The sequence below is a fragment of the Asaia spathodeae NBRC 105894 genome, from assembly GCF_025994195.1.
Classification (GTDB): Bacteria; Pseudomonadota; Alphaproteobacteria; order Acetobacterales; family Acetobacteraceae; genus Asaia; species Asaia siamensis.
This window is the reverse complement of sequence record NZ_BAPY01000001.1, coordinates 159,134-183,209: the sequence shown is the minus strand read 5'-3', so window position 1 is coordinate 183,209 and position 24,076 is coordinate 159,134. Positions and strand designations below refer to the sequence as shown.

Below are 24,076 nucleotides of genomic sequence, written 5' to 3'. Positions count from 1 at the left end.
AGGAGCCTTGCCGTTCAGTCTTCCTGAATGGCGAGACGCTGCCACTGCCCGGATTTGAGGATTTCTGCCGGGCGAAAGCGCGATTTATACCCCATCTTGGCGCTGCCAGGCACCCAGTAGCCGAGATAGAGATAGGGCTTGCCGCGTCGGGCGGTTTCTTCGATCAGCCAGAGGATCGAGGCCGTGCCATACGAGCGTTGAAGGTCATCGACGCAATAGAAGGTATAGACCGCCGACAATCCGTCGGAGAGCATGTCGACAAGAGAAACGCAGACAAGTCTGCCTTCTCTCGCGCGGAACTCGAAAATACTTGTCTCGATCGGGCTGGTCTCGATCATGGCCTGATAATCGTCGAGCCCCATGAGCGCCATGTCACCATCGATGTGGCGCTGCTCCTGATAGGCGCGAAACAGGTCATACTGCTCAATGGTGGCGACGATGGGTCGTTCCACCACTGTCAGATCAGCGAGACCCCGTCTGATCCGCCGCATGGTGCGGTCAGGCTCGAACTCGAAAACGGGCAGCCGGATGGGGATGCAGGACTGGCAGTTATGGCAGACCGGCGCGTAGACAATGCCATGGCTGCGTCTGAAACCTGCGCGCGACAGCCGGTCATGCAGCAGATCGGCATCGATCCCGGTGAGCTCGGTCATGACCTTTCGCTCGATGCGCCCTGGCAGATAAGGGCAGGGGGAGGGTTGGGTCGTGTAGAAAAGCTGTGGACGATGTGCCGACATAACCACCCTTTCTTCCTCCCCTGCGTTATCCGGTGTCTTTGAGTGATGCTCCTCCATCCTTACATATTTTACGATGAATTTTATCGTTGCAAGATGGTGGCCTTTGAATTTCGGCCGAATACGCTAACGTAATGAGTGATGAGCTGGCCTATCACGCTTTTTGACTATTTCATGATCGTCCTGCGGGTCTGTCTTGCCGTGGCGGTCACGCTACATGTTCTGAGAACGAAACAGAACACGGCGGCCTGTGCCGGCTGGATAGGCGTCAGCTGGCTCATGCCGGTCTGCGGGGCCCTGCTTTATCTCATGTTCGGCATCAATCGCGTCAGGCGTCTCGCCCGGCGACTGGTAAGCGATCATCACTGGCGCGACCGGGGGCTGGCCTATCATGCCCGTTATCGTCTGAAGGGTGATTTCGAGCCACTGGCACGCATGGTGGGCAAACTGACCGAGCGCCCCCTTCTGGGCGGTAACGCCATTACCTGCCTGCATGACGGCGACAATATCTATCCGCGCATGCTCGAGGATATCGCGTCTGCCCGCGTGTCGATTCTCCTCTGCTCCTATATTTTCAGGGCCGACCGTATTGGCGACCAGTTTGTCGAGGCGCTGGCGCTCGCCCATGCCCGGGGCGTTGCGGTGCATGTTCTGGTGGATGGTATCGGGGGCGGGTATTTCTTTTCAGGCATTGCCAGGGCGCTGCATGCCAGAGGCATTCCCTGTCATCGCTTCATGCATTCGCTCCTGCCCTGGAAGATGCCGTTCATCAATTTGCGCAACCATCGCAAGATGCTGATCATCGATGGACGGATCGGCTTCATGGGTGGCCTCAATATTGGCGAGGAGAATCTGCGTCGTCTGCGAACGAAGCATCCTGTTGCCGATACGCATTTTCGTCTCGAGGGCCCGGTAGTGCATCAGCTGTCAGAGGCTTTTGCGCGGGACTGGTCATTTACCTGCGGTGAGCAGCTCGATGGCGAGGTCTATTTTCCCGAGCTGGAACGTCAGGGCGACATACCGATGCGTGTCGTGACGTCGGGGCCGGATAACGATCTGGAAAAGATCGAATTCTCGATGCTTCAGGCCATCGCGCTTTCACGGCGCTCCGTGCGCCTCATGACGCCCTATTTTCTGCCCAATGAGCGTCTGGTTTCAGAGCTTTGTCTGGCTGCCCTGCGTGGGGTCGAGATCGATATCATCCTGCCAAAGCGCAGCAATCACCGGCTGATCGATTATGCCCGCGATGCCAGTCTGGCCCCGTTCCTGACAGCAGGGTGCCGTGTCTGGATGAGCCGCCCGCCCTTCAATCACGCCAAGCTGATGGTGGTTGATGAGGCCTGGTCGTTTGTGGGAAGCAGCAATATCGATGCCCGAAGCCTGAGGCTCAATTTCGAGATCAACCTTGAAATCTACAGCGAGTCAGTCGCGCAGGAACTCAATGCGTTCATGGAGCGCCATCGCACGAGACGCCTGACCCATCATGCGCTCGACAGCATGAGCATCGTTCGCAAGGTCCGTAACGCCTTGGTCAGGCTTTTCAGCCCTTATCTTTGAGCTGCTGCCTGTCCTTGAGCCGCTGAAAGAAGCCTCGATGCCTGTCCGGCGCATCGAGGCGCAATGTCACGCGGATAGGATGATGGTCGGAGCTCTGATTGGGCAGAACCGCGGTCTCAAGGGGCGTCATGCCACGCACCATGCATCGATCAATGCGAATGGGCAGCACATCCGCCATGCGATGCGTCGCTTCTCTGGGGCCGACATCCCGAAAGCCGGGCATCAGGGTAGGGCCGATGAGATTGAAATCGCCCATGACGAGCGCATTGTGACGCAGCATGGGGGCAATGCGTCGAAGCTGGCGCCGGTTGAGGATCTGCCCGTGCGACAAATGAACATTGGCGATGGAAAACGAGCCGAAATCGATCAGCTGCGCGGTGCGCTTCACCATCACTCCTGAAGGCAGGGCACAGGAGACAGGGGGACGGGCGAAAGGAAAGCGGCTCCAGCATGCCGTACCATGAATACGGTCGGGCAGGGGGATGCGTGCATAATGCCCCCCCAGTATCTGGGGAAGACGGTCAAACGTGCCGATAGCCTCCTGCATCAGAAAGATATCCGGCTTCACGCTGCGCGCAACGGCAACGACCTCGTCAAGAGGGGCGCCGACGGCGCGCAGAAGATTCCAGCTGAGTATGGTAAAACTCTGACCGATTCGCGGGGCTTCGGCCTCCGCGATGGAAGAGTCTGGCTCTGTCTGAAGTAAAGACTGGCTCATTGCAGCATTTTCTTTTCGGTCTGATAGGCGCCACGAGCGAATTCGGTCGTCAGTGTATAACCGACACCGAGCAATACTGGACCAAGGAAAATGCCCAGTCCACCCAATGTGACCACACCACCCAGAACGCCGAGCACGGTCAGCAGATAGGGCAACTGCGCACCGCGCGCGATGAACGCGGGACGGATGATATGATCGGCGCCTGAAATGAAGATGATGCCGTAACCGGCCAGAAACAGCCCCCAGCCGAGATGATGATGCAGGGCAAGCCAGATGGCGGCGGGCGCCCAGACAAGTGGGGCGCCCACGGGGAACACGGCAACAAAAGCGGCTACGCCACCCAGAAGCACAGGGGCGGGCACACCGGAGATGAACAGGCCGATGGCCGTCAGCACGCCCTGAACGATGGCCGTGCCGAGAATGCCGTAAACCGTGCCACGGATCACCCCGCCAATGATGGTGATGAGACGGTCGGCATAATTGCCCGTGATGCGGGTGAGGACGGCATGAATGACGCGCCCCAGCGAGTCTCCGCTGATCCAGAAAAACAGGGCGATGAACAGCGCCATGACCAGCTCGGCCAGACCGCTTGCCATCTGCATCAGGGCCTTGAGGGCATAATGCGCTATCTGCCCGGCATAAGGATGCAGGGCTTCACCGATGCCTCTGACATCGTGGTTCCAGTGCAGATAGGCGGTCGATAATTGCGGGCCGATTGCGGGGAGGGAGGCCAGCCAGTTCGGTGCGGGGTGGGTACGGCTCAGCGCCTCGATTTCTGAATTGATCCCTTCGATGATGAGGGGCAGGTCAGCGATGCCGGTGGAGGTGAGAAGCGCCAGTGGCATGACGATGGCAATGGCGCTGCAGACCATCATGGTCACGGCAGCAAGGGAGGGACGCATGTGGCGGCGCAGGCGCTTGAAGAGCGGCCATGTCGTGAAAGTGAGAATGGCGCCCCAGAGAATGGCCGAAAGGAAGGGCCACAGAACGACGCCGCAGCCATAGGCCACACCGACAAGCAGCAATCCCAGCATGATGCGTTCAGTCGTCACAAAATCTCCCGTGGCCCTCAGCCGCGCCAGTTGACCAGATCGTGCTTCTGGCTGCTATCGTGCGGTCCTCAACTGGTTCTCGCAAGGTCCGTTCATGACGCTGGCACCCCTCATCGATGTGCAAACCCTGATGGCGCTTCCCGCGCGCCGTTACCGCTATCTTGACGCCTCGATCCTTCTGCCCGGGCAGGAAGGGGATTTCGAGGCCGCGTTTCATGAACTAGCGTTTCCGCAGGCCGATCGTTTCCGCATCAACGAGATATGCGAGAAGGCGGACAGTCTGCCGCATATGGTGCCGGGTGCGGCTGTGTTCGCGTCGTTCATGACGGCGCTGGGTATAACCCGCGAGACCGGCATCGTTTTTTACGACCAGAAAGGCAGCATAGGCGCGTGTCGCGCCCATTGGATGGCCTCGCTTTTCGGACATGATACCGTTCATGTGCTCGATGGCGGATTGGCTGCCGTCATCCGCGCCGGACTGAATCCCCATGAGATTCCGGAGCCGGCTCCAAAAGCTCATGACCCTTATCTGACACGCACACGCTATGCGCTGCTTGCAGGCAAGGGTGACGTGCTTGACGCGCTTAATGATCCGGATGTGGTAATTCTGGATGCGCGTAGCCATGCGCGGTTTCATGCGGAGGTGCCGGAGCCAAGACCGAACACCCGTGGTGGCCATATGCCGGGCGCGTCCAGCCTGCCCTATAGCGATCTGATCGACGCGCAGGGCTGCTTTGTGCAGCCTGAGGTACTTCTGGCGCGTTTGCAGAGCCTCGGTGCCGGGCAACGCCGCGTCATCACCAGCTGCGGTTCGGGGCTGACAGCGGCGACAGTGACCATGGCGCTACGCGTAGCCGGTCTTGCGCCGGGGCGGATTTACGATGGGTCATGGGCAGAGTGGGGGAGCGACCCCACGACCCCGATAGAAGCGTCTTAGGAGACAAGAGAGAGTGGAAAACACCGCAAAGCAGGTCACTTCCGGCTGGAAGCGCCTGTCCTCCCTTCTGGTGCAGGGTGGTCGCCCCGAGCCGACGCCTGAAGAAGGAAGCTTCGTCAACGCGCCTGTGACACGCGGTTCTACCGTCCTGTTTCCATCCCTCGCCGCCATGAAGGAACAGGGACTGCGCAGTCATGAGCACGAGCTGATCTACGGTGCCATGGGGTCGCCAATCCAGCACGAGCTTGAAAAGCTGATCGCGCTGATCGAAGGGGGCACTCATAGCCAGGTGGTCTCATCAGGGCTGGCAGCCTGTACTCTGCCCCTTCTGGCGTTTCTCAACGCTGGTGATCATCTGCTTCTGCCGGATTCCGTTTACGGACCGACACGGCGTTTTGCGGGTACGATGCTTGCGCGCCTGGGCATCGAGACCAGCTATTATGCGCCGCTCGCCAATGAAGCGACGATTGCCGGGATGATGCGCGACAATACGCGCGTGGTTTTTGCTGAAAGCCCCGGCAGCCATACTTTCGAGGTGCAAGATGTGCCGATGCTGGCGCGCGTGGCGCATGAGCGTAACGCCCTGCTCATGCTCGACAACACCTGGGGGATCGGCATTTTCCAGCCTTTCCGCCACGGGGTGGATGTCTCTATCCAGGCGCTGACCAAATATCCGGCCGGGCACTCGGATGTCATTGCAGGGGCAATTACCGTGGCCGATGGCGCGCTCTGGAAAGATCTGCGTGATGCCGCCATCCAGATCGGCCAGCTTGCCGGGCCGGATGACTGCTGGCTGACCCTGCGCGGTCTGCGCACCATGGCAGTGCGTCTGGAGCGTCAGGCCCAATCGGCTCTGCTCGTGGCCCAGTGGCTGCGTGGCCGACCGGAAGTGGCGCGCGTGCTGCATCCGGCATTCGAGGAATGCCCCGGCCACGAGTTCTGGCGGCGTGATTTCGAAGGGGCGAGTTCACTCTTCGGTGTCGAACTACGCGCCGACCTGTCAGTAGCCGCCATGCGCGACATGATCGATGCCTTGGCGCTATTCGGCATTGGTGCCTCTTGGGGTGGGTATGAAAGTCTCGTTCTGCCCACAACCGGCGGCGTGAGGCGTTCACTGCCGGATGCGATGCCGGAAGGACCGAGTTTCAGACTTCATATCGGGCTCGAAGATCCCAATGATCTCATCGCGGATCTCGAAGGTGGTCTGGAAGTGCTGCGCGCTTCCTTGGCAGGATAATTATGTAGATACGGGTGTTTTCTCATCGTTCCGTGTCGAGAGGCTCAGTGAACCGTGAGAAAAAATCCCCCAAATTAGGCCTTCCAAACAGATAAAAAGCCCTGATAGCTGGTGAATAGAAATTCAATATTAACAAATATAAGTGTAAGTAAAATCTTCTGGAGGGGGTGATCTTGTCGTTTAATTTAGAAAAGGCGCTTACATTGCCTGCCATACGCGATATGGTGAGGAGGAAAGACGAAGTAATCGGTAGGTTCGGTTCTGTCTTCCGAGAACCCGCACTCCTACGCCGAGATGACTATCTCAGCTTTCTGAGCTTGCGCGAAAATCATCACTGGACGGGCCTGGAGCGTTTGGGACGCGTTGCGGCTGATGATATGGCGAATCTGCGCGCCGCACTGTCACTACTTATCGATGAGACGGGCTCGATTGCTGCGAGGGTGGATAAAGCGTTAGGCATGCTTCACGGCGTTGGTATAGGAACTCTCACGCCGATTTTACTGCTAGCTTTCCCTGATCGTTATGGTGTCTGGAATAGTACCAGTGAGGGAGAGATGCGCAGCCAAGGACTCTGGCCGCAATTCCCCCGGGGTGCATCTGTCGGAAAAAAATATGAAATATTGAATGCGGTTCTGCTCGATCTGGCCCGTAAGGCGGGTACCGATTTGTGGACGCTCGACGCATTATGGTGGCAGAGCAATCTAGAAAAGAAAAAAGACGATGGCCGTGTCTATGGTTCTAAAGAAAGAGCTATTTGGTTGATGGCAGATAGGGCTGAGGAGACTGCCAAATATTCGAACGGGCAATTAGTGCAGACATTGAAAAAAAACAAAGATCTGCGAATGGATAAAGAAAGTCTGAGGAGGCATATTGAGGCGCTTTTGGACGAAACGGGTGATCGGTGCGCGATTACAGGGCTTCTCTTGGATTTCGATGGACGGGATCATCAGCTCAGCCCTTCATTGGACCGCATAGATAGCAATGGGCATTATGAGGATGGAAATCTTCAGATTGTGGCAAAGTTTATCAATGCTTGGAAGAGTGACATGGTGGACCGGGAATTTCGGAGATTGATCGATCTGTTAAGGGGTGAGTGAAGGCGCTCGTGGAATGATAGGTTTCTTGGAATGCATGAGCTGCCCTCAGATAAGGCATGAGAGATACCAATAGAGCAGGTTGTCATTGTCGAGCTCATCGCAATCTGAAACCGAGCGCCTCGCGGATATGCGGGGCGCCGACGACGTCGGATGCAGCCAGATCGGCAATGCTGCGGCTGACGCGAAGAAGCCGCGTCAGACCACGGGCTGACAGGCGCAGTTTCTCGCCAGCCTCAGTCACAAGGCTGCGTGCTTCCTCGCTCAGGGCAATCGTCGTTGCGCTCGCCTGCGCGTTGGGTACGCCCTGACGTGAGATTTGTCTGGCTCGCGCCGCGCAGACACGGGCACGGACAATGGCGCTGCATTCTCCCGCTGGCGCAGTGATCATGTCGATTGGCGATACCGGGGTGATGAAGAGCGAGAGATCCATACGATCCAGCATCGGGCCCGATAGCCGCGACAGATAATCCTCGCCGCATTGCGGCGCTTTTCTGCAAGCCCTGCTGGCATCGCCCAGATAGCCGCAGCGGCAGGGATTCATGGCTGCGATGAACTGGAAGCGAGACGGGTAGAGCACGGTCTGTTTGGCCCGTGCCACGGTAATCGTGCCGGTCTCGAGTGGCTGACGCAGCGATTCGAGGCAGGCGCGCGAGAACTCGGGCAGTTCATCCAGAAACAGCACGCCGTTATGGGCCAGGCTGACTTCACCCGGCCGCGACCGCGCGCCGCCGCCGACAAGGGCGGGCAGGGTAGTCGAATGATGGGGCGCGCGAAATGGTGGCTGCGTGACCAGCAGGCTGCCGCTCGCCTGACCGCCGAGACTGTGAATGCGACTGCATTCGAGGATCTGCTCATGGGTCAGATCCGGGAGGATGGAGGGTAGGCACTGGGCCAGCATGGATTTCCCCGCTCCCGGAGGCCCGGTCATGAGCAGGGAGTGTCCGCCGCATGCAGCGATCTCGAGTGCCCGCCTTCCAAGATCGAGGCCTCTGATTTCTGAGAGATCGGCCAGAGGGGGCGGTATTTCGACCCGTTCGAGCTCGGGTGGCGAAAGGATATGATCGCCGTTGAAATGGGCAAGAAGGGCGCGCAGCGTCTCCGGGGCGAGGATGTCGAGCATATCGCTGGCCCAGCGGGCCTCCTGCGCCTGCGGTTTGGGGCAGATCAGACCATGGCGCGCTCTGACCGCCTCTAGTGCGGCCGAAAGCACGCCGCCGGTCGCTTGCAGACGACCATCGAGAGAAAGTTCGCCGATGGCCGCATAGGCGCTTACGGCCTCATGAGACAGAATTCCCATGGCGGTCATAATGGCGAGGGCAATGGGAAGGTCGAAATGGGAGCCTTCCTTTGGCAGGTCGGCAGGCACGAGATTGATCAGGATGCGTTTGGGCGGAAGCGCAAGACCGAGGGCTGCCAGCGCAGCTCGAACGCGTTCGCGGGCTTCGCCGACAGTCTTGTCAGGCAGGCCTACGATAATGAAGGCGGGCAGCCCTGATGAGATCTGGATCTCGACTGTGACCGGTATCGCATCGATTCCCGCAAAAGCGAAGCTCTGGATGCGGGCAATCGATGAAGAAGAGGACACGGCACCCACTATTGTCAGGAACAGATCTCTCTGTTCCTAACGATTACGCATGCCGCGTCAATAATTCATTAATAATTATTCAGCGCTGGTAGATCAGTCGGGCGCGCATCGTGCCCTTGAGATCGCGCAGTCGGGCGAGGAGACGCGTGTCGAGTTCGCTGTCAGGGCTGGCGTCGATTTCGACCACCACATATCCGACCTCGCCGTCGGTCTGCAGATATTGCGCGACAATATTGCATTCCTCACTCGAGAAGATCTCGTTGATCTGGCGCAGGATGCCGGGACGGTTCTCATGTACATGCATGAAGCGCGTGCCGCGCGGGCGTTCGGGCAGCTGCACCGGCGGGAAGTTGACGGCACCAAGTGTCGAGCCGACATCCGAGTATTCGACAAAGCGCCTGGCAACTTCAACGCCGATGCGTTCCTGAGCTTCCATGGTCGAGCCGCCGATATGCGGCGTCAGGATGACATTGGGCAGACCCTGGAGGGGAGAGACGAAGCTCTCGCCAGCACCTTTGGGTTCCTTGGGGAACACATCAACGCCCGCACCCATCAGATGGCCGTCGCGCAGGGCAGCGGCAAGGGCGTCGATATCGACAACCGTGCCACGCGCATTGTTCAACAGGATCGAATTCGGCTTCATGGCGCGAATTTCGGCCTCGCCAATCATGTCCTTGGTCTGTTCGGTCTGCGGCACGTGCAGGCTCACGATATCTGACTGGGCGAGCAGTTCCTGCAGGGTCGCCACCGGGGTCGCATTGCCATGCGGCAGTTTGTCGACCGTATCGTAGAAGATCACGCGCAGACCGAAAGCCTCGGCCAGAACGGAAAGCTGCGAGCCGATCGAGCCATAGCCGACAATGCCTAATGTCTTGCCGCGCACTTCCCAGGCGTTGATGGCCGATTTGTCCCAGCCGCCTGCATGGCACTGTTCCGAGCGTGACGGAATGCGGCGCAGCAGCATGACGATCTCTCCCATGACGAGTTCGGCGACCGAGCGTGTGTTGCTGAAAGGAGCGTTGAAAACCGGAATGCCTGCCATGCGTGCCGAGTTGAGATCGACCTGATTGGTCCCGATGCAGAAGCAGCCGATGGCCATGAGACGGTCAGCGGCCTCGATCACCGGCGCGGTAAGTTGGGTGCGTGAGCGTATACCCACCATATGCACACCCTTGAGGGCCTCGGTCAGGGCCTCTCCCTCAAGCGCGGTCTTGAGGCAGGTCACCTGCCTGTATCCCTGTGCAGCAAGATGCTGCGCGGCGCTCTCGTGAATCCCTTCAAGAAGAAGAATGCGAATGCGGTCTTTGGGGAGAGAAAACGAGGCTTCCATGTCTGGCTCCTGTCAGCGGCGCAAATCCGAAGAGCGGTGCTAACCTATAGTGCTGTCAGGGGGAAGGGCGAAGGCGCGCAACCGCGTCCTGCAGCAGGGTCTTGTCGCCACAGGCCAAGACTGTGCCGTCACTTTCCAGTGTAAGCGGGGCGCCCTGCCAGTCTGTCACGACACCACCGGCACCCGTGACCACGGGCACCAGTGCCCCCCAGTCCCAGGGCTTCATGGTGCATTCGGCAATCACATCGATCTGGCCAAGAGCAAGCAGGCCATAGCCATAGGCGTCGCCGCCCCAGCTCGTGCGTCTTGTGGCAGCCTTGAGCCCCGCAAAACGGGTGTCATACGGGGAGATGAGCATGTCCGGCGAGGTGCAGGAGAGTTCGGCCTCGGCAAGACCCGCGCAGGCCCGTACGCCGATCTGCCCCGGCATGGCAGCGGAGTCGAAACGGGTCTCTGCCCCATCGACGCCGATCCAGCGCTCCTGTGTGAAGGGCTGGTCGATGATGCCGAGAACCGGCCGCCCTTTGTAAAACAGCGCGATGAGCGTTGCGAAGCTAGGGCGGCCGGTGATGAAGGCCCTCGTGCCGTCGATCGGGTCGAGCACCCAGACCCAGTCACCCGTCACGCCCGAAAAGCCGAATTCCTCGCCCAGTATCGCATGGTCGGGGTGACGCTCGGCAATCAGCCCCCGCATGGTGGTTTCTGCTTCGCGATCGGCACGGGTGACCGGGCTCTCATCGCTCTTGTCATCGACGGTGAGCCCGGCCCGGAAATAAGGCGTGACAGCCGCCCGTGCGCGATCGGCGCAAAGAAGAGCGGTATCGAGGCTGGCGGCGAGATCGGAGGCGAGAGGCATGGCGGCAATCCGGGGGAAGGAGGGGCGGGTGCAGAGCGGACGATTGACGCATCAAGGGGGGTGCGGCATGTCTGGCCATGCGCTGCAGCCCTCACAAGACAAGCGGAAAGCCTGCTTCTACCCCATGAAACCGATCATCGTCATCCCATCGCGTCTGGCGTCGACGCGCCTGCCTAACAAGCCTCTCGCCGAGATCGATGGCAAGCCCATGATCCTGCAGGTGGCGCTTCGTGCGCTGGCTGCCGGGATCGGCCCGGTGCTCGTGGCTTCCGGAGATGCGGCCATTCTCGATGTTCTGGCCGGTCACGGCATTGAGGGCGTGTTGACCGATCCGACGCTGCCGAGCGGATCGGACCGGGTCCATGCGGCCCTGCAAAGCCATGATCCTGAGCGGCATCATGATGTCGTGATCAATCTGCAGGGCGACCTCCCACTGATCGATCCGTCCTGCCTCGCCTCCGCTCTGCTTCCCGTGGCTCAGGGCGGTTTCGACATCGGTACGCTTGTGGCAGCCGTCGAGACCGAGGAAGAGGCGGCCCGCGACTCAGTGGTCAAAGCCGCCTGTGCTTTCGGGGAAGGGCAGGCAATCGCAAGGGCGCTCTACTTCTCGCGTCGCGCCATTCCGTGGGGAGCGGGGCCTCTCTGGCATCATGTAGGCGTCTATGCCTGGCGCCGCGACGCTCTGGCTCGTTTCGTTTCCCTGCCACCATCGGGGCTCGAGAAGCGGGAATCGCTGGAGCAACTCCGCGCGCTTGAAGCCGGTATGAGCATTGGCTGCGTGGCAATTGACGAGGCGCCGCTTGGCGTGGATACGCCTGAAGACCTTATTCGTGTTCGTCAGGCGCTGCGCTCATGACCCAGATCATTGCTTTTCAGGGGCGCCCCGGCGCCTATTCCGACTTGGCCTGTCGCACCGCGCGGCCTGGCTGGGAAACCCTGCCTTGCCCCAGCTTTCAGGCTGCGATCGATGCTGTGCGCGAAGGACGGGCGACGCTGGGCATGCTGGCCTGCGAGAATTCCCTGGCCGGGCGGGTGCCGGAGATTCATGCTCTCCTGCCGGAGGCCGGGCTACCGATCATCGGTGAGCATTTCCAGCGCGTCGAGCACTGCCTGCTCGGTCTGCCGGGCACGCGTATCGAGGATCTGCGCCGTATCCATACCCATCCGGTGGCTCTCGGGCAGATACGCGACCTGATTCGCGAGCTCGGTGTCGAGGCATGCTCGGCCTTCGACACGGCGGGCGCTGCAGAGATGGTTGTTCAGTGGCAATCACGCGAGGACGGGGCGATTGCGTCTTCACTGGCAGCAGAACTGAATGGCCTCGAGATTCTGCGCGCCAATGTCGAGGACGCGGCCCATAATACCACGCGTTTCTATCTGGTCGCGCGCGAGGCGGTATGGCCTTCCGCCGAGGCAGAGCGTGTCATGACGACGCTGGTTTTTCGTGTGCTCAATCGTCCTGGCGCGCTTTATCAGGCCTTGGGTGGTTTTGCAGAGAATGGGGTGAACATGACCCGTCTTGAAAGCTATATGAGCCCTGGCACCCTGACGGCGACAGGCTTCCTGCTGGATGTTGAGGGGCATCCGGAACAGGATTCGTTGAAACAGGCACTCTCGGTGCTGCGTGAATGCAGCGAGAATATCGCGATACTCGGCGTCTATCCAGCAAGCCCATCACGCTATCCTGAATAGGGCCTGTCTGGGCGATATCCATTTGACAGCGCCGTTTAGAGTTCTATTTAGCAGCAGGTTTGTTTAACGCGGCAGGTGAGGGCTCATGGCACGGAACAAGGATTTCAAGGGGTCTCTGACCGCGCTGCTGACGCCTTTCCGCGATGACGGCACTGTCGATCTCGCGGCACTCGGTCGTTTCATCGACTGGCAGATCGATCAGGGCACGTCTGGACTTATTCCAGCCGGTACAACAGGCGAAAGCCCGACGCTCACCCATGACGAGCACGCTCTGGTTGTGGCGCATACGGTCAAAATATCCGGCGGTCGCGTGCCGGTGATGGCTGGTGCAGGCTCGAACAGCACCCACGAAGCGATCGGTATGGCGCGCCATGCGAAAGCCGTTGGCGCCGACGCCCTGTTGGTTGTCGCCCCCTATTACAACAAGCCGACGCAGGAAGGGCTGTATCAGCATTTCATGATGGTGGCCGATGCAACCGATCTGCCGCTTTACGTCTATAACGTGCCCGGCCGTTCTGTTGTTGAAGTTCTGCCTGAAACGATGGCCCGTCTGGCAGAGCATCCGAACATCGTCGGCACGAAGGACGCAACGGCCAATCTCTCAAGGCCGCTGCAGCTTCGCCACCTTCTGGGTGACAAGCCTTTCACCCTGTTGACCGGCGATGACGGGACGGCGGTATCGTTCCTCGCTGCAGGTGGCGCGGGCTGTATCAGTGTAACCGCCAATATCGCCCCCCGGCTTTGCGCAGATATGCATGAAGCCTGGCAGGCAGGCGATGTGGCGCGGGCAATGGAAATCCAACAGCGTCTGACGCCGCTTCATGACGCCATGTTCTGCGAGAGCAATCCTGGCCCGGTGAAGTATGCAGCCTCGAGACTGGGTCTGTGCACACCGACCGTTCGCCTGCCTCTTTGTGAACCCAGCGCCGCATCTTGCGCTGTCATCGAAGAGGCCCTCAAGAAGACGGGCCTGTCAGGATGAATTGTGGCTGAAAAGAAGAAATCCGGTCTGATCTCGCATGGCATCGCCTCGCAGAACAGAAAGGGCCGGTTCAATTATACCATTCTCGAAACCTTTGAAGCGGGGATCGTCCTCAAGGGCCCGGAGGTCAAGAGCCTGCGTATGGGACGGGCGACGATCAACGAGGCCTATGCCGGTGAGCGTAATGGCGAAATCTGGCTGCTGAACTCCTATATCCCTGAGTATCAGGGGGGCGTGCTGTCGCGCTTCGATACGCGTGCACCGCGCAAGCTCCTGTTGCACAAGAAGCAGGTCGATCATCTGCTCGGTGCCGTTTCACGATCCGGGGCCTCGCTTGTGCCGCTTGATATTCACTTCAATGCGCGTGGCGTTGCCAAGCTGACATTGGGGCTGGGTCAGGGGCGAAAGAAGGAAGACAAACGTCACGCTATTGCCGAGCGCGATTGGCAGCGTGACAAGGCCCGCCTTCTGCGGAGCAAGGGCAAGGATTACTGAAGAGGCTTCTGTTGTCGTTGGCCGCCAAAGAGCGGGTCACGAGCGGACAGGGCGTCGTAAAAGCCACACGAGATCAAGGTGTGGTTTTTTTATACGCTGATGGTGCCTCTATACTGCCTGCATGTTGAGATAACCCAATAGTTCCGAAGTAAGAAACAGTCGCTCGTTAATTGCAATCTGCAGATTACAGGCACAAAAAAACCCGGCACTGAGGCCGGGTTTCTCTGAAAGACAAAGCCGATCAGGCGATGTTGATGTCAGCTGCTTCGGGGCCCTTCTGGCCCTGAACGACCTTAACATCGACAGCCTGGCCTTCATTCAGGCTCGACAGGCCCGAACGCTCCAGAGCGGAAGCGTGGATGAAGATGTCCTTGCCGCCGTTTTCCGGCGTGATGAAGCCGAAGCCCTTCGTGGCGTTGTACCACTTGACGATGCCGCGCAGCTCCTGAGCCTGCGACAGGTCAGGTGCCGGGCGAGCCGGACGACCGCCGCCGAAGGACGGGCGCGGACCAGCCGGGTTGAAGGCAGCGCGGGGACGCGGTGCTTCTTCGGTGCTGGTGTCAACCGTAAGAACTTCAGCAACTTGGCGACCCTTGGGGCCCTGGCCGATGCGGACGTTCAGCGTGGTGCCCGGATTGACGCTGGTATGACCAGCGCTGGACAGCGCGTTTGCATGGAGGAAAACGTCGCCCGATCCATCAGCGAGTTCGACAAAGCCGAAACCCTTTTCGCTGTTGAACCATTTGACGCTGGCGCCTACTTCCGGGCCTGACGCCAGAACCTGGGGGCCGCCCGAAGGGGGACGACGATTTTGCATCCCACCACGGTCACCGCCGAAGGAGGGGGGGGCCATAAAATCGTCATCGAATCCGCCGCGGCGCGGGGAACGTGGGCTGCGGTCGGTACGGTTGCTTCTCAACGGTCTAATCCCGAGATCTGAGCGGTGATCCATCGTCGTGAGAATCACCAGTGTTGTAAGTCGAAACGCTGTGCACGAGCCTGCCGAGGTGAGTGCAACGGGCGATGTCCACAGGGGGTTTCGGGGGAACCCTAACACGGTTTTTTCAAACTATGCCACTGGAAAACGTGGCTCGATTACCACGATTTTCTTTATATCGCGTTTTTATGAGCAGATCGTCTTTTCGTTCCTGTCTGCCACTGTTTCCTGATACGTAGAATGAGATAAGGTAGTAACTTACTATTTCAGAAAGGGATGGATTTGCGCTGTTCAAAGTCGCGCTGGCCGAAAGCCAGGCAGGTCACGACAGGATCGCTCTCGGCTCTTGGTCTCGTGCTGGCCGGTGCTTCCGCGGCCCATGCCACACCCAAGCAGGACCCCTACGGCACCTGGACTCTCCAGGGCGAAAATGACGCCGTCTCGACCTTCAAGGGAACGTCAGACCAGTATTACACCTCTGGTCTGCGCTTCAACTGGACGTCGGGCACCGACAACCTTCCCAAGCCTTTCGCTGATGTGAACCGCTTTCTGCTCGGCAACGGCGTGCAGCGTGTCAGCCTTGGCGTGCAGCAGCTTATCTACACGCCGCGCGACACGCAGGCTGCGCAGCCTGCTTCCGGCGATCGGCCTTACTCCAGCCTTCTGCTCGGTACGGTCAACTTCATCAACGATACCGATCTTTCGCGCAGCGTCGCCGGCATCCAGTTCGGTGTGATGGGGCCTGCGGGTCTGGGCCGTCAGCTTCAGAACGGCTTTCATGGCGCAATTGGCGACACGAAAAACCGTGGCTGGCGCACGCAGCTTCAGAACCAGCCGATCTTCCAGATCCAGGCTGGACGAATCTGGCGCCTGCCTGTCGTCAATCTGTACGGTATCAGCGCCGATGTGCTGCCCGCCATTTCTGGCGCTGCCGGCGATTATCGCACCTATGCCGACGCTGCTGGCACCTTCCGTATCGGTCAGGGGCTGGACAGCGATTTTGGCAATGCGACGATCGGGCCGGGCCTCGATGGAACAGATGCTTTCGTCGCAACCCGTCCGGTTGCCTGGTATCTCTATGGCGGGGTTGAGGGACAGGCTGTGGCCTATGATTCGACCCTTCAGGGCAACACGCTTCGTGATAATTCGCCGTATGTCAGCAAGACCTGGGATGTCGGCATGATCCATGCCGGTCTCGCGGTCATGTGGCACGGCGTGCGTCTGTCCTACAGCCAGAACTGGCAGACAGCCCAGTTCAAGACCGCCAAATCTGGTCTGTTCAATTATGGATCGCTCAAGCTCTCGGTCAAGTTCTGATCCGGGCGTAAATGCGGCCGGGTCAGCCCGGCCCATAAAAAAGGCCATGGCACCTCGCGGTGTCATGGCCTTTTTTATGCCCTGGCGGGCGCCAGATGTGACGCTCAGAGATAATCAGTGGTGGGGATGCCAAGCAGATAACCCTGGACTTCTTCACAACCATAGGAGTCGAGAAAGGCCATCTGCCTTTCGGTTTCGACGCCCTTAGCGCAGCAGGAAATTCCGAGGCGACGGGCCATCTGGATGGTCTGGCCCATCACTTCATTCACGCGGCGGTCGTCATTCAGGCGCTGCATGAAGGAACGATCGAACTTGATCTGGTCAACCGGAAAATTGGCCAGGCGTTCGAGCGAGGAATAGCCAGCGCCAAAATCGTCGAGCGCAACATGCACGCCCAAGGCACGCAGGCGGGAGAGTTCCTGATAGGCGATATCGCGAGGCCCGAAAGAGCGCTTTTCGGAAAGCTCGATCTGAAGCCGTTCGGGGGCGAGGCCAGTCTCACGCAGAACGGTCTCGACCATGGCCGACAGGCGGCGTTTTGCGAGCCAGGTTGGTGAGATATTGACGCAAACACGGAGCGGATGGCTCCATGACACGGCGGTCTTGCAGGCCGTCTCGAGGCTCCATTGATCGAGCTTCTCGATCAATCCCCCGTTTTCGGCGCATTGGATAAAGACGTCGGGGGGTACCTGACCCATGCCGGGACGCTCCCAGCGCAGGAGCGCCTCAAGCGCAACGACCGTCTGGGAGCCTGACGCGATGATAGGCATCCAGTTGAGCGAAAATTCGCCGCGCTCGCTGGCATTGATCAGGTCGCGTTCGAGGCCGGATGTGCCGACCAATGCGGCGATGCTGGTCGAGCTTGCGCGTCTTTCATGAGCGCCGCCATGAAGGCGAACTTCCCCCATTGCGGCGTCGACTGCCTGAAGAAGAGAGGCCGCATTGGCGCCGTCTTCAGGGAAAAGCGCCCAGCCGATCGAGAACGAGGCCTGGATTTCGCTGTCTTCGACGCGGATGGAAGGAGCGAGCGCCTGTCGAATGTAGGAGATGAGGGTGCGTGACGTCACCAGAGACAGCCCTGGTGGTGATACGACCAGAATACTGCCGCCGCCAGCATAGCTCAGAAAAGCATGCTGGGGCAGGATGGCCTTAACGCGTCCGATTGCCTCATCAATGATGCGATTGGATGTTTCCCATCCGTAGCGCAGATTGAGCGTGTTCAGATGGTCGAGGTCGATCGCCATGACCGCAAAACTGGTCTTGCGGGATTCGCTTGTGGTGGTGGCGATCAGCTGTTCGATATGCGCAGCGCAGAGGCTTCGGTCGGGCAGATCGGGACGCCGCGTCTGCAGGGTCTGATTGCGCAGGATCGTCCGGGCACAGACCGCCAGATAGGGCGCGAGTTCACGCAACTCGGATTCTTCGACACTGAGAGGGATGTGAGCAAGGAGCGTGAGGTCTGTGTCGAGTGCGAGGCCGAGTTCGTAACCGCTTCCGGTCTTGTTCAGATAAAGCTGATCAGGGCTGGCGCAGACGGTTCTGACGCAGGCCGGCGTGATCTTTTTTTCCTGGTCCCAGTCACTGGCGATCTCTATGAGATCGTCCTCACTGTCATAGCCGCAGATGCAGATCGCCGAGGCACTCAACAGCCGGCGCGCGATTTCGAGTATCGCTGTTTGCGGCAAAAGCTGTTTATTCAGTGACATAACGCATCTCTCTCACGGGGAAACCCGCTTATGTAAGACAACGCAGGTTTGGGCAAGTATGCACAATCTTTAGTCAAAAGGCCATATGGCACATTATTTCAAAGATTTAAATAAGTATAAAATTCTTTGGTATTCATGGGCTTATCCCGAACGATTGATACGTTTCATGTCATCTCGATCAAATAGACTGAGTTGCATTTGCAATTCTTTCGCAAGTCCATCAATTTTCATCGCTTTTTCTGAAATAATAACTGCGTCGCGATGCGCTTCATGCAGTAGAGACTCAGCATCTACTCCTTCGGTTAGACGAAAAAAGGGCAGGCCGGACTGACGATTTCCGGCCATGTCACCGCCGCCGCGCAGTCTGAAATCCCTTTCGGCAATCACAAATCCGTCTTCGGTCTCGCGTAGCAGGGCGAGACGCTCCTTTCCCGTTGCGCCGGTCGCATCGTCATAGATCAGCAGGCAGTACGATGTCGCTGCCCCACGACCCACGCGGCCACGCAGCTGGTGAAGCTGGGCGAGGCCGAAGCGCTCGGCATGTTCGATGACCATCACAGACGCGTTGGGGATATCGACCCCGACCTCAATGACCGTGGTGGCGACCAGAAGCCGCGTCTCGCCCTGCCGGAACCGGTCCAGCTCTGCCTGCCTCTGGGCAATTTCCTGCCTGCCATGGGCAAGGCCGACGGGCACGGAAAGGCGCAGCGAGAGATCGCCCCAGCGCGCTTCGGCCGCCGCCACATCAAGGACCTCGCTTTCCTCAACAAGGGGGCAGACCCAGAAGATCTGGGCACCGCGATTCAGAATCCGCGTGATGCCGCCGATCACCTCATCGAGCGTTGAAAGCGGGTGCAGCGAGGTCTGGATCGGCTTGCGACCGGGCGGTTTTTCGTCGAGCCGGCTGACGCTCAGGTCGCCCCACTGCGTCAGGAGCAACGTTCGGGGTATGGGGGTCGCGGTCATGACCAGAATATCGGTCTGCTCACCCTTGGCACCCAGCATTGATCTCTGTTGCACGCCGAAGCGATGCTGTTCGTCAATAACGGCCAGAGCGAGATCCTGAAATACCACTTTTTCCTGAAACAGGGCGTGGGTGCCGATCACGATCCTCGCCGACCCGTCTGCTATGGCTGCAAGCGCCAATCGACGTGCCTTGCCTTTCACGCTGCCGGAAAGATAGACGCAAGCGACACTCGTCAGGCGAGAGAGCGTCTCAAAATGCTGGCTTGCAAGGATTTCGGTTGGCGCCATGAGGGCCGCCTGAGCGCCTGACTCTACCGCGCGCAGCATGGCAAGAAGCGCAACCAGTGTCTTGCCTGCACCCACATCGCCCTGAAGCAGACGCATCATCGGCGCAGGGGCCGCAAGATCGGCGTCGATTTCGGACAGCGCCCTGATCTGGGCGCCCGTCGGTCGATGCCCGAAGCGGGACAGGGTTTCGGAGCGCAGGCTATCATCACCACGAATGACGCGGCCGGTCTGGGCGCGGGCTTCGCGCCGAGCCATGGCGATGGAGAGCTGATCGGCGAGGCACTCATCATAGGCCAGCCGCTCGCGTGCGGGCAGGGCAAGGCTTGACCAGTTCTGTCCGTTATCGGTTGTGGGCCGGTGCAGTGTCTCCAGCGCCTGGGTAAAGCCCGGCCAGTCATGGCGGGCGAGGCGGTCGGTAGTAATCCATTCGGGCAGAGGCGGCATCAGATCGAGCGCCTTGTGTACCGCCCGTCTCATGACCGAGGGGAACAGGCCCGCCGTGAGCGGCCAGACAGGGTCGATGGGCGGGATCGTCTCGCGGCGTGCCCAGCCCAGCATGTAGTCGGGATGGGGCATGGTGAGGGAGAGGCCATAGCGTTCGAGCCGCCCGGAGACGGCAAGTTCGTCGCCTACCGCGACGGACCGGACGAATGACTGATGAAAGAACAGGATCTCGATTTCATCCGTGTCATCACAGGCGCGAATACGAAAAGGCTGCCGCGGGCGCGAGGGTGTCGCGATATCGAGCACGCGCAGCCTTGCGGTAAGCGTGGCGCCGGGCATCAGCTGCTCGCGGGCCTCGCGCAGGGTCAGTAGGGTTCTTCGGTCGGTATAGCTTGTCGGAAGGGTGAACAGGAGGTCGATGATACGCGGACCGCAGGCAACCTTGCGTAGCAGATCGGCGTAACGAGGGCCGATGCCGGGCAATGTGGCCAGCGGGGCGAGCAGGGGCGAAATGCTTGACGACTCTGGGTGCATGGCCTTCGCGGAACATGGGCTGACAGCAGGAAACGCACAGGCTATAGGATAGAACTGTCATGGAACAAAACGAAACCATCGTCTGGCAGTCTGCCTGCATCGTGGTGCGCGTGCTTTGGATTTCTGAATGACCGATACCCCCAACTGGCCGATCCTCTGGGGCGTGCCGGAAGCCTATACCGCGTTCCTCCTGCGTCGCCGCCTGGGCGAGCATGACGGGCCGCTTGTTCATGTCGCTCGTGATGACGCCGCCGTGGCGACCCTTGCCGATATGCTGGCCTATGTTGAGCCGGATGTAACCGTGCTGCGCTTTCCTGCCTGGGATTGCCTGCCTTATGATCGCGTCTCACCCAACCCGGCCATAACGGCAGAGCGCGCCGCCACATTGACGCGCCTGCTCGAACCGGCGGGAAAGACACGTCGTATCGTCTTGACGACGGTTCACGCGCTGGTACAGCGCGTGCCACCCTGCGATGCGTTCCGCAATCAGGCCATTGCGGTGAAAAAGGGCGAAGCGCTCGATCAGGCGATGCTCATCGAATTGCTGATCGCAAGCGGCTACACGCGCACCGATACAGTCATGGAGGCTGGCGAGTTTGCCACGCGAGGCGGTATTTTCGACCTTTTCCCGGCAGGGGAGAGCGAGCCGATCCGTCTCGATCTGTTCGGCGATGAGGTGGATAATATCCGCCGTTTCGACGTTGCCAGCCAGCGTTCGACAGAAATGCTCGACGCGTTCAAACTGCGCCCCGTGTCGGAATATGCGCTAAGCCCTGACGCTATCAGCCGTTTTCGCTCGTCTTGGCGCGATCTGTTCGGTCCGTCCTCTGCTTCCGATGTCGTTTACGAGCATGTCAGCGAGGGGCGTCGCTTCCCCGGACTGGAGCACTATATTCCGCTCTTTCACGAGCATATGGACACGCTGATCGATTATCTGCCCGAGGCATCGGTCAGTATCGATCATCAGGTGCCCGATATTTTGAAGGCGCGGCTCGAAATGATCGCTGATCACTTCGAGGCCAGAAAAGCGCCGGCTCGCGAGGGCGAGGCCATTTATCGCGCCCTGCCGTCTCATCTGCTCTATCTCAACCGCACGGGCTGGGACGCCATGCTGGCCCGTGTGCCCTGCATTGCACTCAATCCTTTCGCCAAACCCGACGCGACCGAGGGGCTGGATGCCGGAGGGCGTCCCGGCCCGATTTTCGTGCGTGGCAAGGATGGCACGCGTGAGGGGGCATTCGAGGCGTTCCGCACCCAGATCGAGGCATGGGAGAAGGCCGGGCGGCGATGCTACGTGACGGCCTGGACCAAAGGTTCGCGCGAGCGTATCGCCTCTCTGCTGAGGGAGCATCGCTTCACCGTCGAATTACATGACAGCTGGGCGTCGGCTGCCGGCATCGCGCCCGGCATCGTGGGGCTTGTTGTGCTCGGGCTCGAGCGAGGCTTTGTGGGCGACCGCATGGCGTTTATCTCGGAGCAGGATCTGCTGGGCGAACGCATCGCCCGTCCGCCCCGTCGCAAGCGCCGCGCCGAGCAGTTCATCACCGAAGCGTCCGAAATTGCCGAGGGTGATCTGGTTGTTCACGCCGATTATGGCATCGGGCGTTACGAGGGGCTCGAGACGGTCAGCGATGGCGTGGCGCCTCATGATTGTCTGAGACTGCTTTATGACGGCGCGCAGAAGCTGTTCCTGCCGGTTGAAAACATCGAGTTGCTGAGTCGCTTCGGCTCCGATCAGGGGGGTGTTGCGCTCGACAAGCTGGGTGGTCAGGCCTGGCAGGCGCGCAAGGCCAAGATGAAGGAGCGCATCCGCGACATGGCGGGTGAGCTGATTCGCACAGCCGCCGGTCGTGCCATGAAAGAGGCGCCATCGCTGATCCCGGCCGAGGGATTATGGGACGAATTCTGCGCGCGCTTTCCTTTCGTCGAAACAGAGGACCAATCGCGCGCCATTGCGGATGTGCTTGAAGATCTCACCTCTGGCCGTCCGATGGATCGTCTGGTCTGCGGTGATGTCGGCTTCGGCAAGACCGAAGTGGCGCTTCGCGCCGCCTTTGTCGCGGCGCTTTCAGGCGTTCAGGTGGCGGTGGTTGTGCCGACCACTCTTCTGGCGCGTCAGCATTTTCGTAGCTTCTCGACGCGGTTCGAAGGCTTCCCTGTTCGTGTTGCCCAGCTGTCGCGTCTGGTAACGGCTAAAGAAGCGGCTGAGACCCGTCGCGCCCTGGAGGCGGGCGAAGTCGATATTGTGGTTGGCACCCATGCGCTGATCGCCAAATCGGTCGCCTTCGGCAATCTTGGCCTGTTGATCATCGACGAAGAGCAGCATTTCGGTGTTGCCCATAAAGAGCGTCTCAAATCGCTGCGTGAGGATGTGCATGTGCTGACGCTGTCAGCCACACCGCTTCCCCGCACGCTTCAGCTCTCCCTGAGCGGGGTGCGCGAGATGAGTCTGATAGCGACACCGCCCACCGACAGGCTGGCGGTGCGCACCTTCATCACGCCATTCGATAGCGTGATGATACGCGAGGCCATCCAGCGCGAGCGTTTTCGTGGCGGGCAGGTCTTCTGTGTCGTCCCTCGTATCGAGGACATGGATCGTATGGCCGAGCGCCTGCGTGACATTGTGCCTGACGCCAAGACCGTTCAGGCCCATGGGCGTCTCACCCCTGCCGAACTCGAACGCGTCATGACCGAGTTCTCTGACGGGCGCTACGATGTTCTGCTCTCGACCAATATCGTCGAAAGTGGGCTCGACATGCCAGCGGTGAATACTCTCATCATCCATCGCGCCGATATGTTCGGTCTCGGCCAGCTCTATCAGCTTCGCGGCCGTGTCGGGCGAGGCAAGCAGCGTGGCTATGCCTATCTGACCTGGCCCCAGAGCCATCGTCTGTCGGTCGCTTCCGAAAAGCGGCTCGAGATCATGCAGACCCTCGATACGCTGGGCGCCGGCTTTACGCTTGCATCGCACGATCTCGATCTGCGTGGTGCGGGTAACCTGCTTGGTGACGAGCAATCCGGTCACATCAAGGAGGTCGGTATCGAGCTCTATCAGCAGATGCTCGAGGATGCCGTTACCACCATGCGTCTGCAGCGCGACCAGAAGCGTGCGGAAGACAAGGACTGGACACCCAATATCATTCTCGGGCTGCCGGTCCTGATTCCCGAGACCTATGTCCGCGATCTGCCGGTGCGTCTGGGCCTTTACAGGCGTATTGCAGGGCTCGAAGGGGAGGGGGAACTCGATGCCATGCGCGCCGAGATGGTCGATCGCTTCGGCTCCTTGCCGCAGGAAGTCGAAAACCTGCTTGATGTCGTGATCATCAAGCGGCTCTGCAGCGCGGCCGGGGTCGACCGTCTGGAGGCTGGGCCGAAGGGAATGGTCATCCAGTTCCGTAACCGCAAGTTCCGCAATCCTATGGGGCTTCTCAAATGGGTCGAGCGCCACAAGGATCAGGGGGTTAAACTGCGCCCTGACCAGAAACTCGCTGTGGTGCGTGAAATGACCAATGCCCAGCGCATTACCATGGCGCGCAAGGTCATGGGCGCCCTGAAGAAGCTGGCGGAGAAGGCGGATAGCTGAACGGTGAAGGATGCGGGGCGCAGCCCCGC

General features: G+C 59.8%; 19 protein-coding genes. 10 read left to right on the top strand and 9 right to left on the bottom strand.

The annotated features are described in order from the left end of the window. Positions 1 to 14 precede the first annotated feature (14 nt). Positions 15 to 794 carry an arginyltransferase gene (locus tag AA105894_RS00820; RefSeq protein ID WP_267310081.1) on the bottom strand — a complete coding sequence of 260 codons (780 nt, stop codon included), beginning with the start codon at positions 792 to 794 and terminating at the stop codon, positions 15 to 17. Between the two features lie 78 nt (positions 795 to 872). On the opposite strand from AA105894_RS00820, the gene cls reads away from it, so the two are divergent. Then, positions 873 to 2,291 (top strand): cardiolipin synthase, encoded by a 1,419-nt coding sequence (gene cls / locus AA105894_RS00815; RefSeq protein WP_373316695.1) that lies wholly within the window; start codon positions 873 to 875, stop codon positions 2,289 to 2,291. Here the strand turns inward: cls and AA105894_RS00810 are convergent. Beyond that, entirely contained in the window at positions 2,275 to 3,009 is a 735-nt protein-coding gene (locus AA105894_RS00810; protein WP_267310079.1) for an endonuclease/exonuclease/phosphatase family protein, read from the bottom strand. The genes cls and AA105894_RS00810 overlap by 17 nt on opposite strands. Then, entirely contained in the window at positions 3,006 to 4,061 is a 1,056-nt protein-coding gene (locus AA105894_RS00805) for an AI-2E family transporter (RefSeq protein WP_188426896.1), read from the bottom strand. Before AA105894_RS00805 ends, AA105894_RS00810 begins: the two co-directional genes overlap by 4 nt. Positions 4,062 to 4,155: 94 nt before the next feature. Between AA105894_RS00805 and AA105894_RS00800 the strand changes: the two genes are divergently transcribed. The 3 genes from AA105894_RS00800 to AA105894_RS00790 all read left to right on the top strand — a co-directional run bounded on the left by AA105894_RS00800 (position 4,156) and on the right by AA105894_RS00790 (position 7,332). After that, complete coding sequence (locus tag AA105894_RS00800; protein WP_267310078.1) at positions 4,156 to 4,998, top strand: sulfurtransferase; 843 nt, start codon at positions 4,156 to 4,158, stop codon at positions 4,996 to 4,998. Between the two features lie 13 nt (positions 4,999 to 5,011). Continuing rightward, positions 5,012 to 6,235, top strand: coding sequence for a cystathionine beta-lyase (gene metC / locus AA105894_RS00795; protein WP_267310077.1), 1,224 nt, complete (start codon positions 5,012 to 5,014; stop codon positions 6,233 to 6,235). Positions 6,236 to 6,408: 173 nt separating this feature from the next. Beyond that, on the top strand, positions 6,409 to 7,332 hold the full coding sequence (locus AA105894_RS00790) for a hypothetical protein (protein WP_267310076.1): 924 nt from the start codon (positions 6,409 to 6,411) through the stop codon (positions 7,330 to 7,332). Between the two features lie 94 nt (positions 7,333 to 7,426). Here the strand turns inward: AA105894_RS00790 and AA105894_RS00785 are convergent, their stop codons facing one another. From AA105894_RS00785 to AA105894_RS00775, 3 genes are all read right to left on the bottom strand, one after another. After that, on the bottom strand, positions 7,427 to 8,917 hold the full coding sequence (locus AA105894_RS00785) for a YifB family Mg chelatase-like AAA ATPase (RefSeq protein WP_267310075.1): 1,491 nt from the start codon (positions 8,915 to 8,917) through the stop codon (positions 7,427 to 7,429). A gap of 79 nt (positions 8,918 to 8,996) precedes the next feature. Next, complete coding sequence (gene serA, locus AA105894_RS00780) at positions 8,997 to 10,247, bottom strand: phosphoglycerate dehydrogenase (RefSeq protein ID WP_267310074.1); 1,251 nt, start codon at positions 10,245 to 10,247, stop codon at positions 8,997 to 8,999. Between the two features lie 55 nt (positions 10,248 to 10,302). Further along, positions 10,303 to 11,103, bottom strand: coding sequence for an inositol monophosphatase family protein (locus tag AA105894_RS00775; RefSeq protein WP_267310073.1), 801 nt, complete (start codon positions 11,101 to 11,103; stop codon positions 10,303 to 10,305). A gap of 124 nt (positions 11,104 to 11,227) precedes the next feature. Between AA105894_RS00775 and AA105894_RS00770 the strand changes: the two genes are divergently transcribed. The 4 genes from AA105894_RS00770 (at position 11,228) to smpB (ending at position 14,272) form a co-directional block, all read left to right on the top strand. Next, positions 11,228 to 11,959, top strand: a complete 732-nt coding sequence (locus AA105894_RS00770; protein WP_267310199.1) for a 3-deoxy-manno-octulosonate cytidylyltransferase — start codon at positions 11,228 to 11,230, stop codon at positions 11,957 to 11,959. Beyond that, the gene (locus AA105894_RS00765) at positions 11,956 to 12,795 is read left to right on the top strand and encodes a prephenate dehydratase (RefSeq protein ID WP_188426890.1); all 840 of its coding nucleotides are present in this window, start codon (positions 11,956 to 11,958) and stop codon (positions 12,793 to 12,795) included. The genes AA105894_RS00770 and AA105894_RS00765 overlap by 4 nt, the downstream gene beginning before the upstream one ends. An 85-nt stretch (positions 12,796 to 12,880) precedes the next feature. After that, complete coding sequence (gene dapA / locus AA105894_RS00760; protein ID WP_267310072.1) at positions 12,881 to 13,777, top strand: 4-hydroxy-tetrahydrodipicolinate synthase; 897 nt, start codon at positions 12,881 to 12,883, stop codon at positions 13,775 to 13,777. Beyond that, positions 13,778 to 14,272 (top strand): SsrA-binding protein SmpB, encoded by a 495-nt coding sequence (gene smpB / locus AA105894_RS00755; protein ID WP_267310198.1) that lies wholly within the window; start codon positions 13,778 to 13,780, stop codon positions 14,270 to 14,272. Between the two features lie 241 nt (positions 14,273 to 14,513). Here the strand turns inward: smpB and AA105894_RS15915 are convergent, their stop codons facing one another. Continuing rightward, positions 14,514 to 15,191 (bottom strand): cold-shock protein, encoded by a 678-nt coding sequence (locus AA105894_RS15915; protein WP_304500115.1) that lies wholly within the window; start codon positions 15,189 to 15,191, stop codon positions 14,514 to 14,516. Between the two features lie 300 nt (positions 15,192 to 15,491). On the opposite strand from AA105894_RS15915, the gene AA105894_RS00740 reads away from it, so the two are divergent. Then, a complete protein-coding gene (locus tag AA105894_RS00740; protein WP_373316694.1) occupies positions 15,492 to 16,526 on the top strand; it encodes a lipid A deacylase LpxR family protein in 1,035 nt (344 codons plus the stop codon). 104 nt (positions 16,527 to 16,630) lie between these two features. Here AA105894_RS00740 and AA105894_RS00735 read toward each other — a convergent pair whose 3' ends face one another. Together AA105894_RS00735 and recG are read right to left on the bottom strand one after the other, a co-directional pair. Next, entirely contained in the window at positions 16,631 to 18,232 is a 1,602-nt protein-coding gene (locus AA105894_RS00735) for a putative bifunctional diguanylate cyclase/phosphodiesterase (RefSeq protein ID WP_267310071.1), read from the bottom strand. Positions 18,233 to 18,373: 141 nt separating this feature from the next. Next, positions 18,374 to 20,464, bottom strand: coding sequence for an ATP-dependent DNA helicase RecG (gene recG / locus AA105894_RS00730; protein ID WP_267310070.1), 2,091 nt, complete (start codon positions 20,462 to 20,464; stop codon positions 18,374 to 18,376). A gap of 127 nt (positions 20,465 to 20,591) precedes the next feature. On the opposite strand from recG, the gene mfd reads away from it, so the two are divergent. After that, positions 20,592 to 24,047, top strand: a complete 3,456-nt coding sequence (mfd, locus tag AA105894_RS00725) for a transcription-repair coupling factor (RefSeq protein ID WP_267310069.1) — start codon at positions 20,592 to 20,594, stop codon at positions 24,045 to 24,047. Positions 24,048 to 24,076 lie beyond the last annotated feature (29 nt).

What these genes read in the sequence shown, in the direction of transcription:
- recG (WP_267310070.1), bottom strand. Translation starts at nt 20,464, where the DNA reads ATGCACCCAGAGTCGTCAAGCATTTCGCCCCTGCTCGCCCCGCTGGCC.
- serA (WP_267310074.1), bottom strand. Translation starts at nt 10,247, where the DNA reads ATGGAAGCCTCGTTTTCTCTCCCCAAAGACCGCATTCGCATTCTTCTT.
- AA105894_RS00770 (WP_267310199.1), top strand. Translation starts at nt 11,228, where the DNA reads ATGAAACCGATCATCGTCATCCCATCGCGTCTGGCGTCGACGCGCCTG.
- AA105894_RS00765 (WP_188426890.1), top strand. Translation starts at nt 11,956, where the DNA reads ATGACCCAGATCATTGCTTTTCAGGGGCGCCCCGGCGCCTATTCCGAC.
- AA105894_RS00800 (WP_267310078.1), top strand. Translation starts at nt 4,156, where the DNA reads ATGACGCTGGCACCCCTCATCGATGTGCAAACCCTGATGGCGCTTCCC.
- mfd (WP_267310069.1), top strand. Translation starts at nt 20,592, where the DNA reads ATGACCGATACCCCCAACTGGCCGATCCTCTGGGGCGTGCCGGAAGCC.
- AA105894_RS00810 (WP_267310079.1), bottom strand. Translation starts at nt 3,009, where the DNA reads ATGAGCCAGTCTTTACTTCAGACAGAGCCAGACTCTTCCATCGCGGAG.
- AA105894_RS00775 (WP_267310073.1), bottom strand. Translation starts at nt 11,103, where the DNA reads ATGCCTCTCGCCTCCGATCTCGCCGCCAGCCTCGATACCGCTCTTCTT.
- AA105894_RS00820 (WP_267310081.1), bottom strand. Translation starts at nt 794, where the DNA reads ATGGAGGAGCATCACTCAAAGACACCGGATAACGCAGGGGAGGAAGAA.
- dapA (WP_267310072.1), top strand. Translation starts at nt 12,881, where the DNA reads ATGGCACGGAACAAGGATTTCAAGGGGTCTCTGACCGCGCTGCTGACG.
- AA105894_RS00735 (WP_267310071.1), bottom strand. Translation starts at nt 18,232, where the DNA reads ATGTCACTGAATAAACAGCTTTTGCCGCAAACAGCGATACTCGAAATC.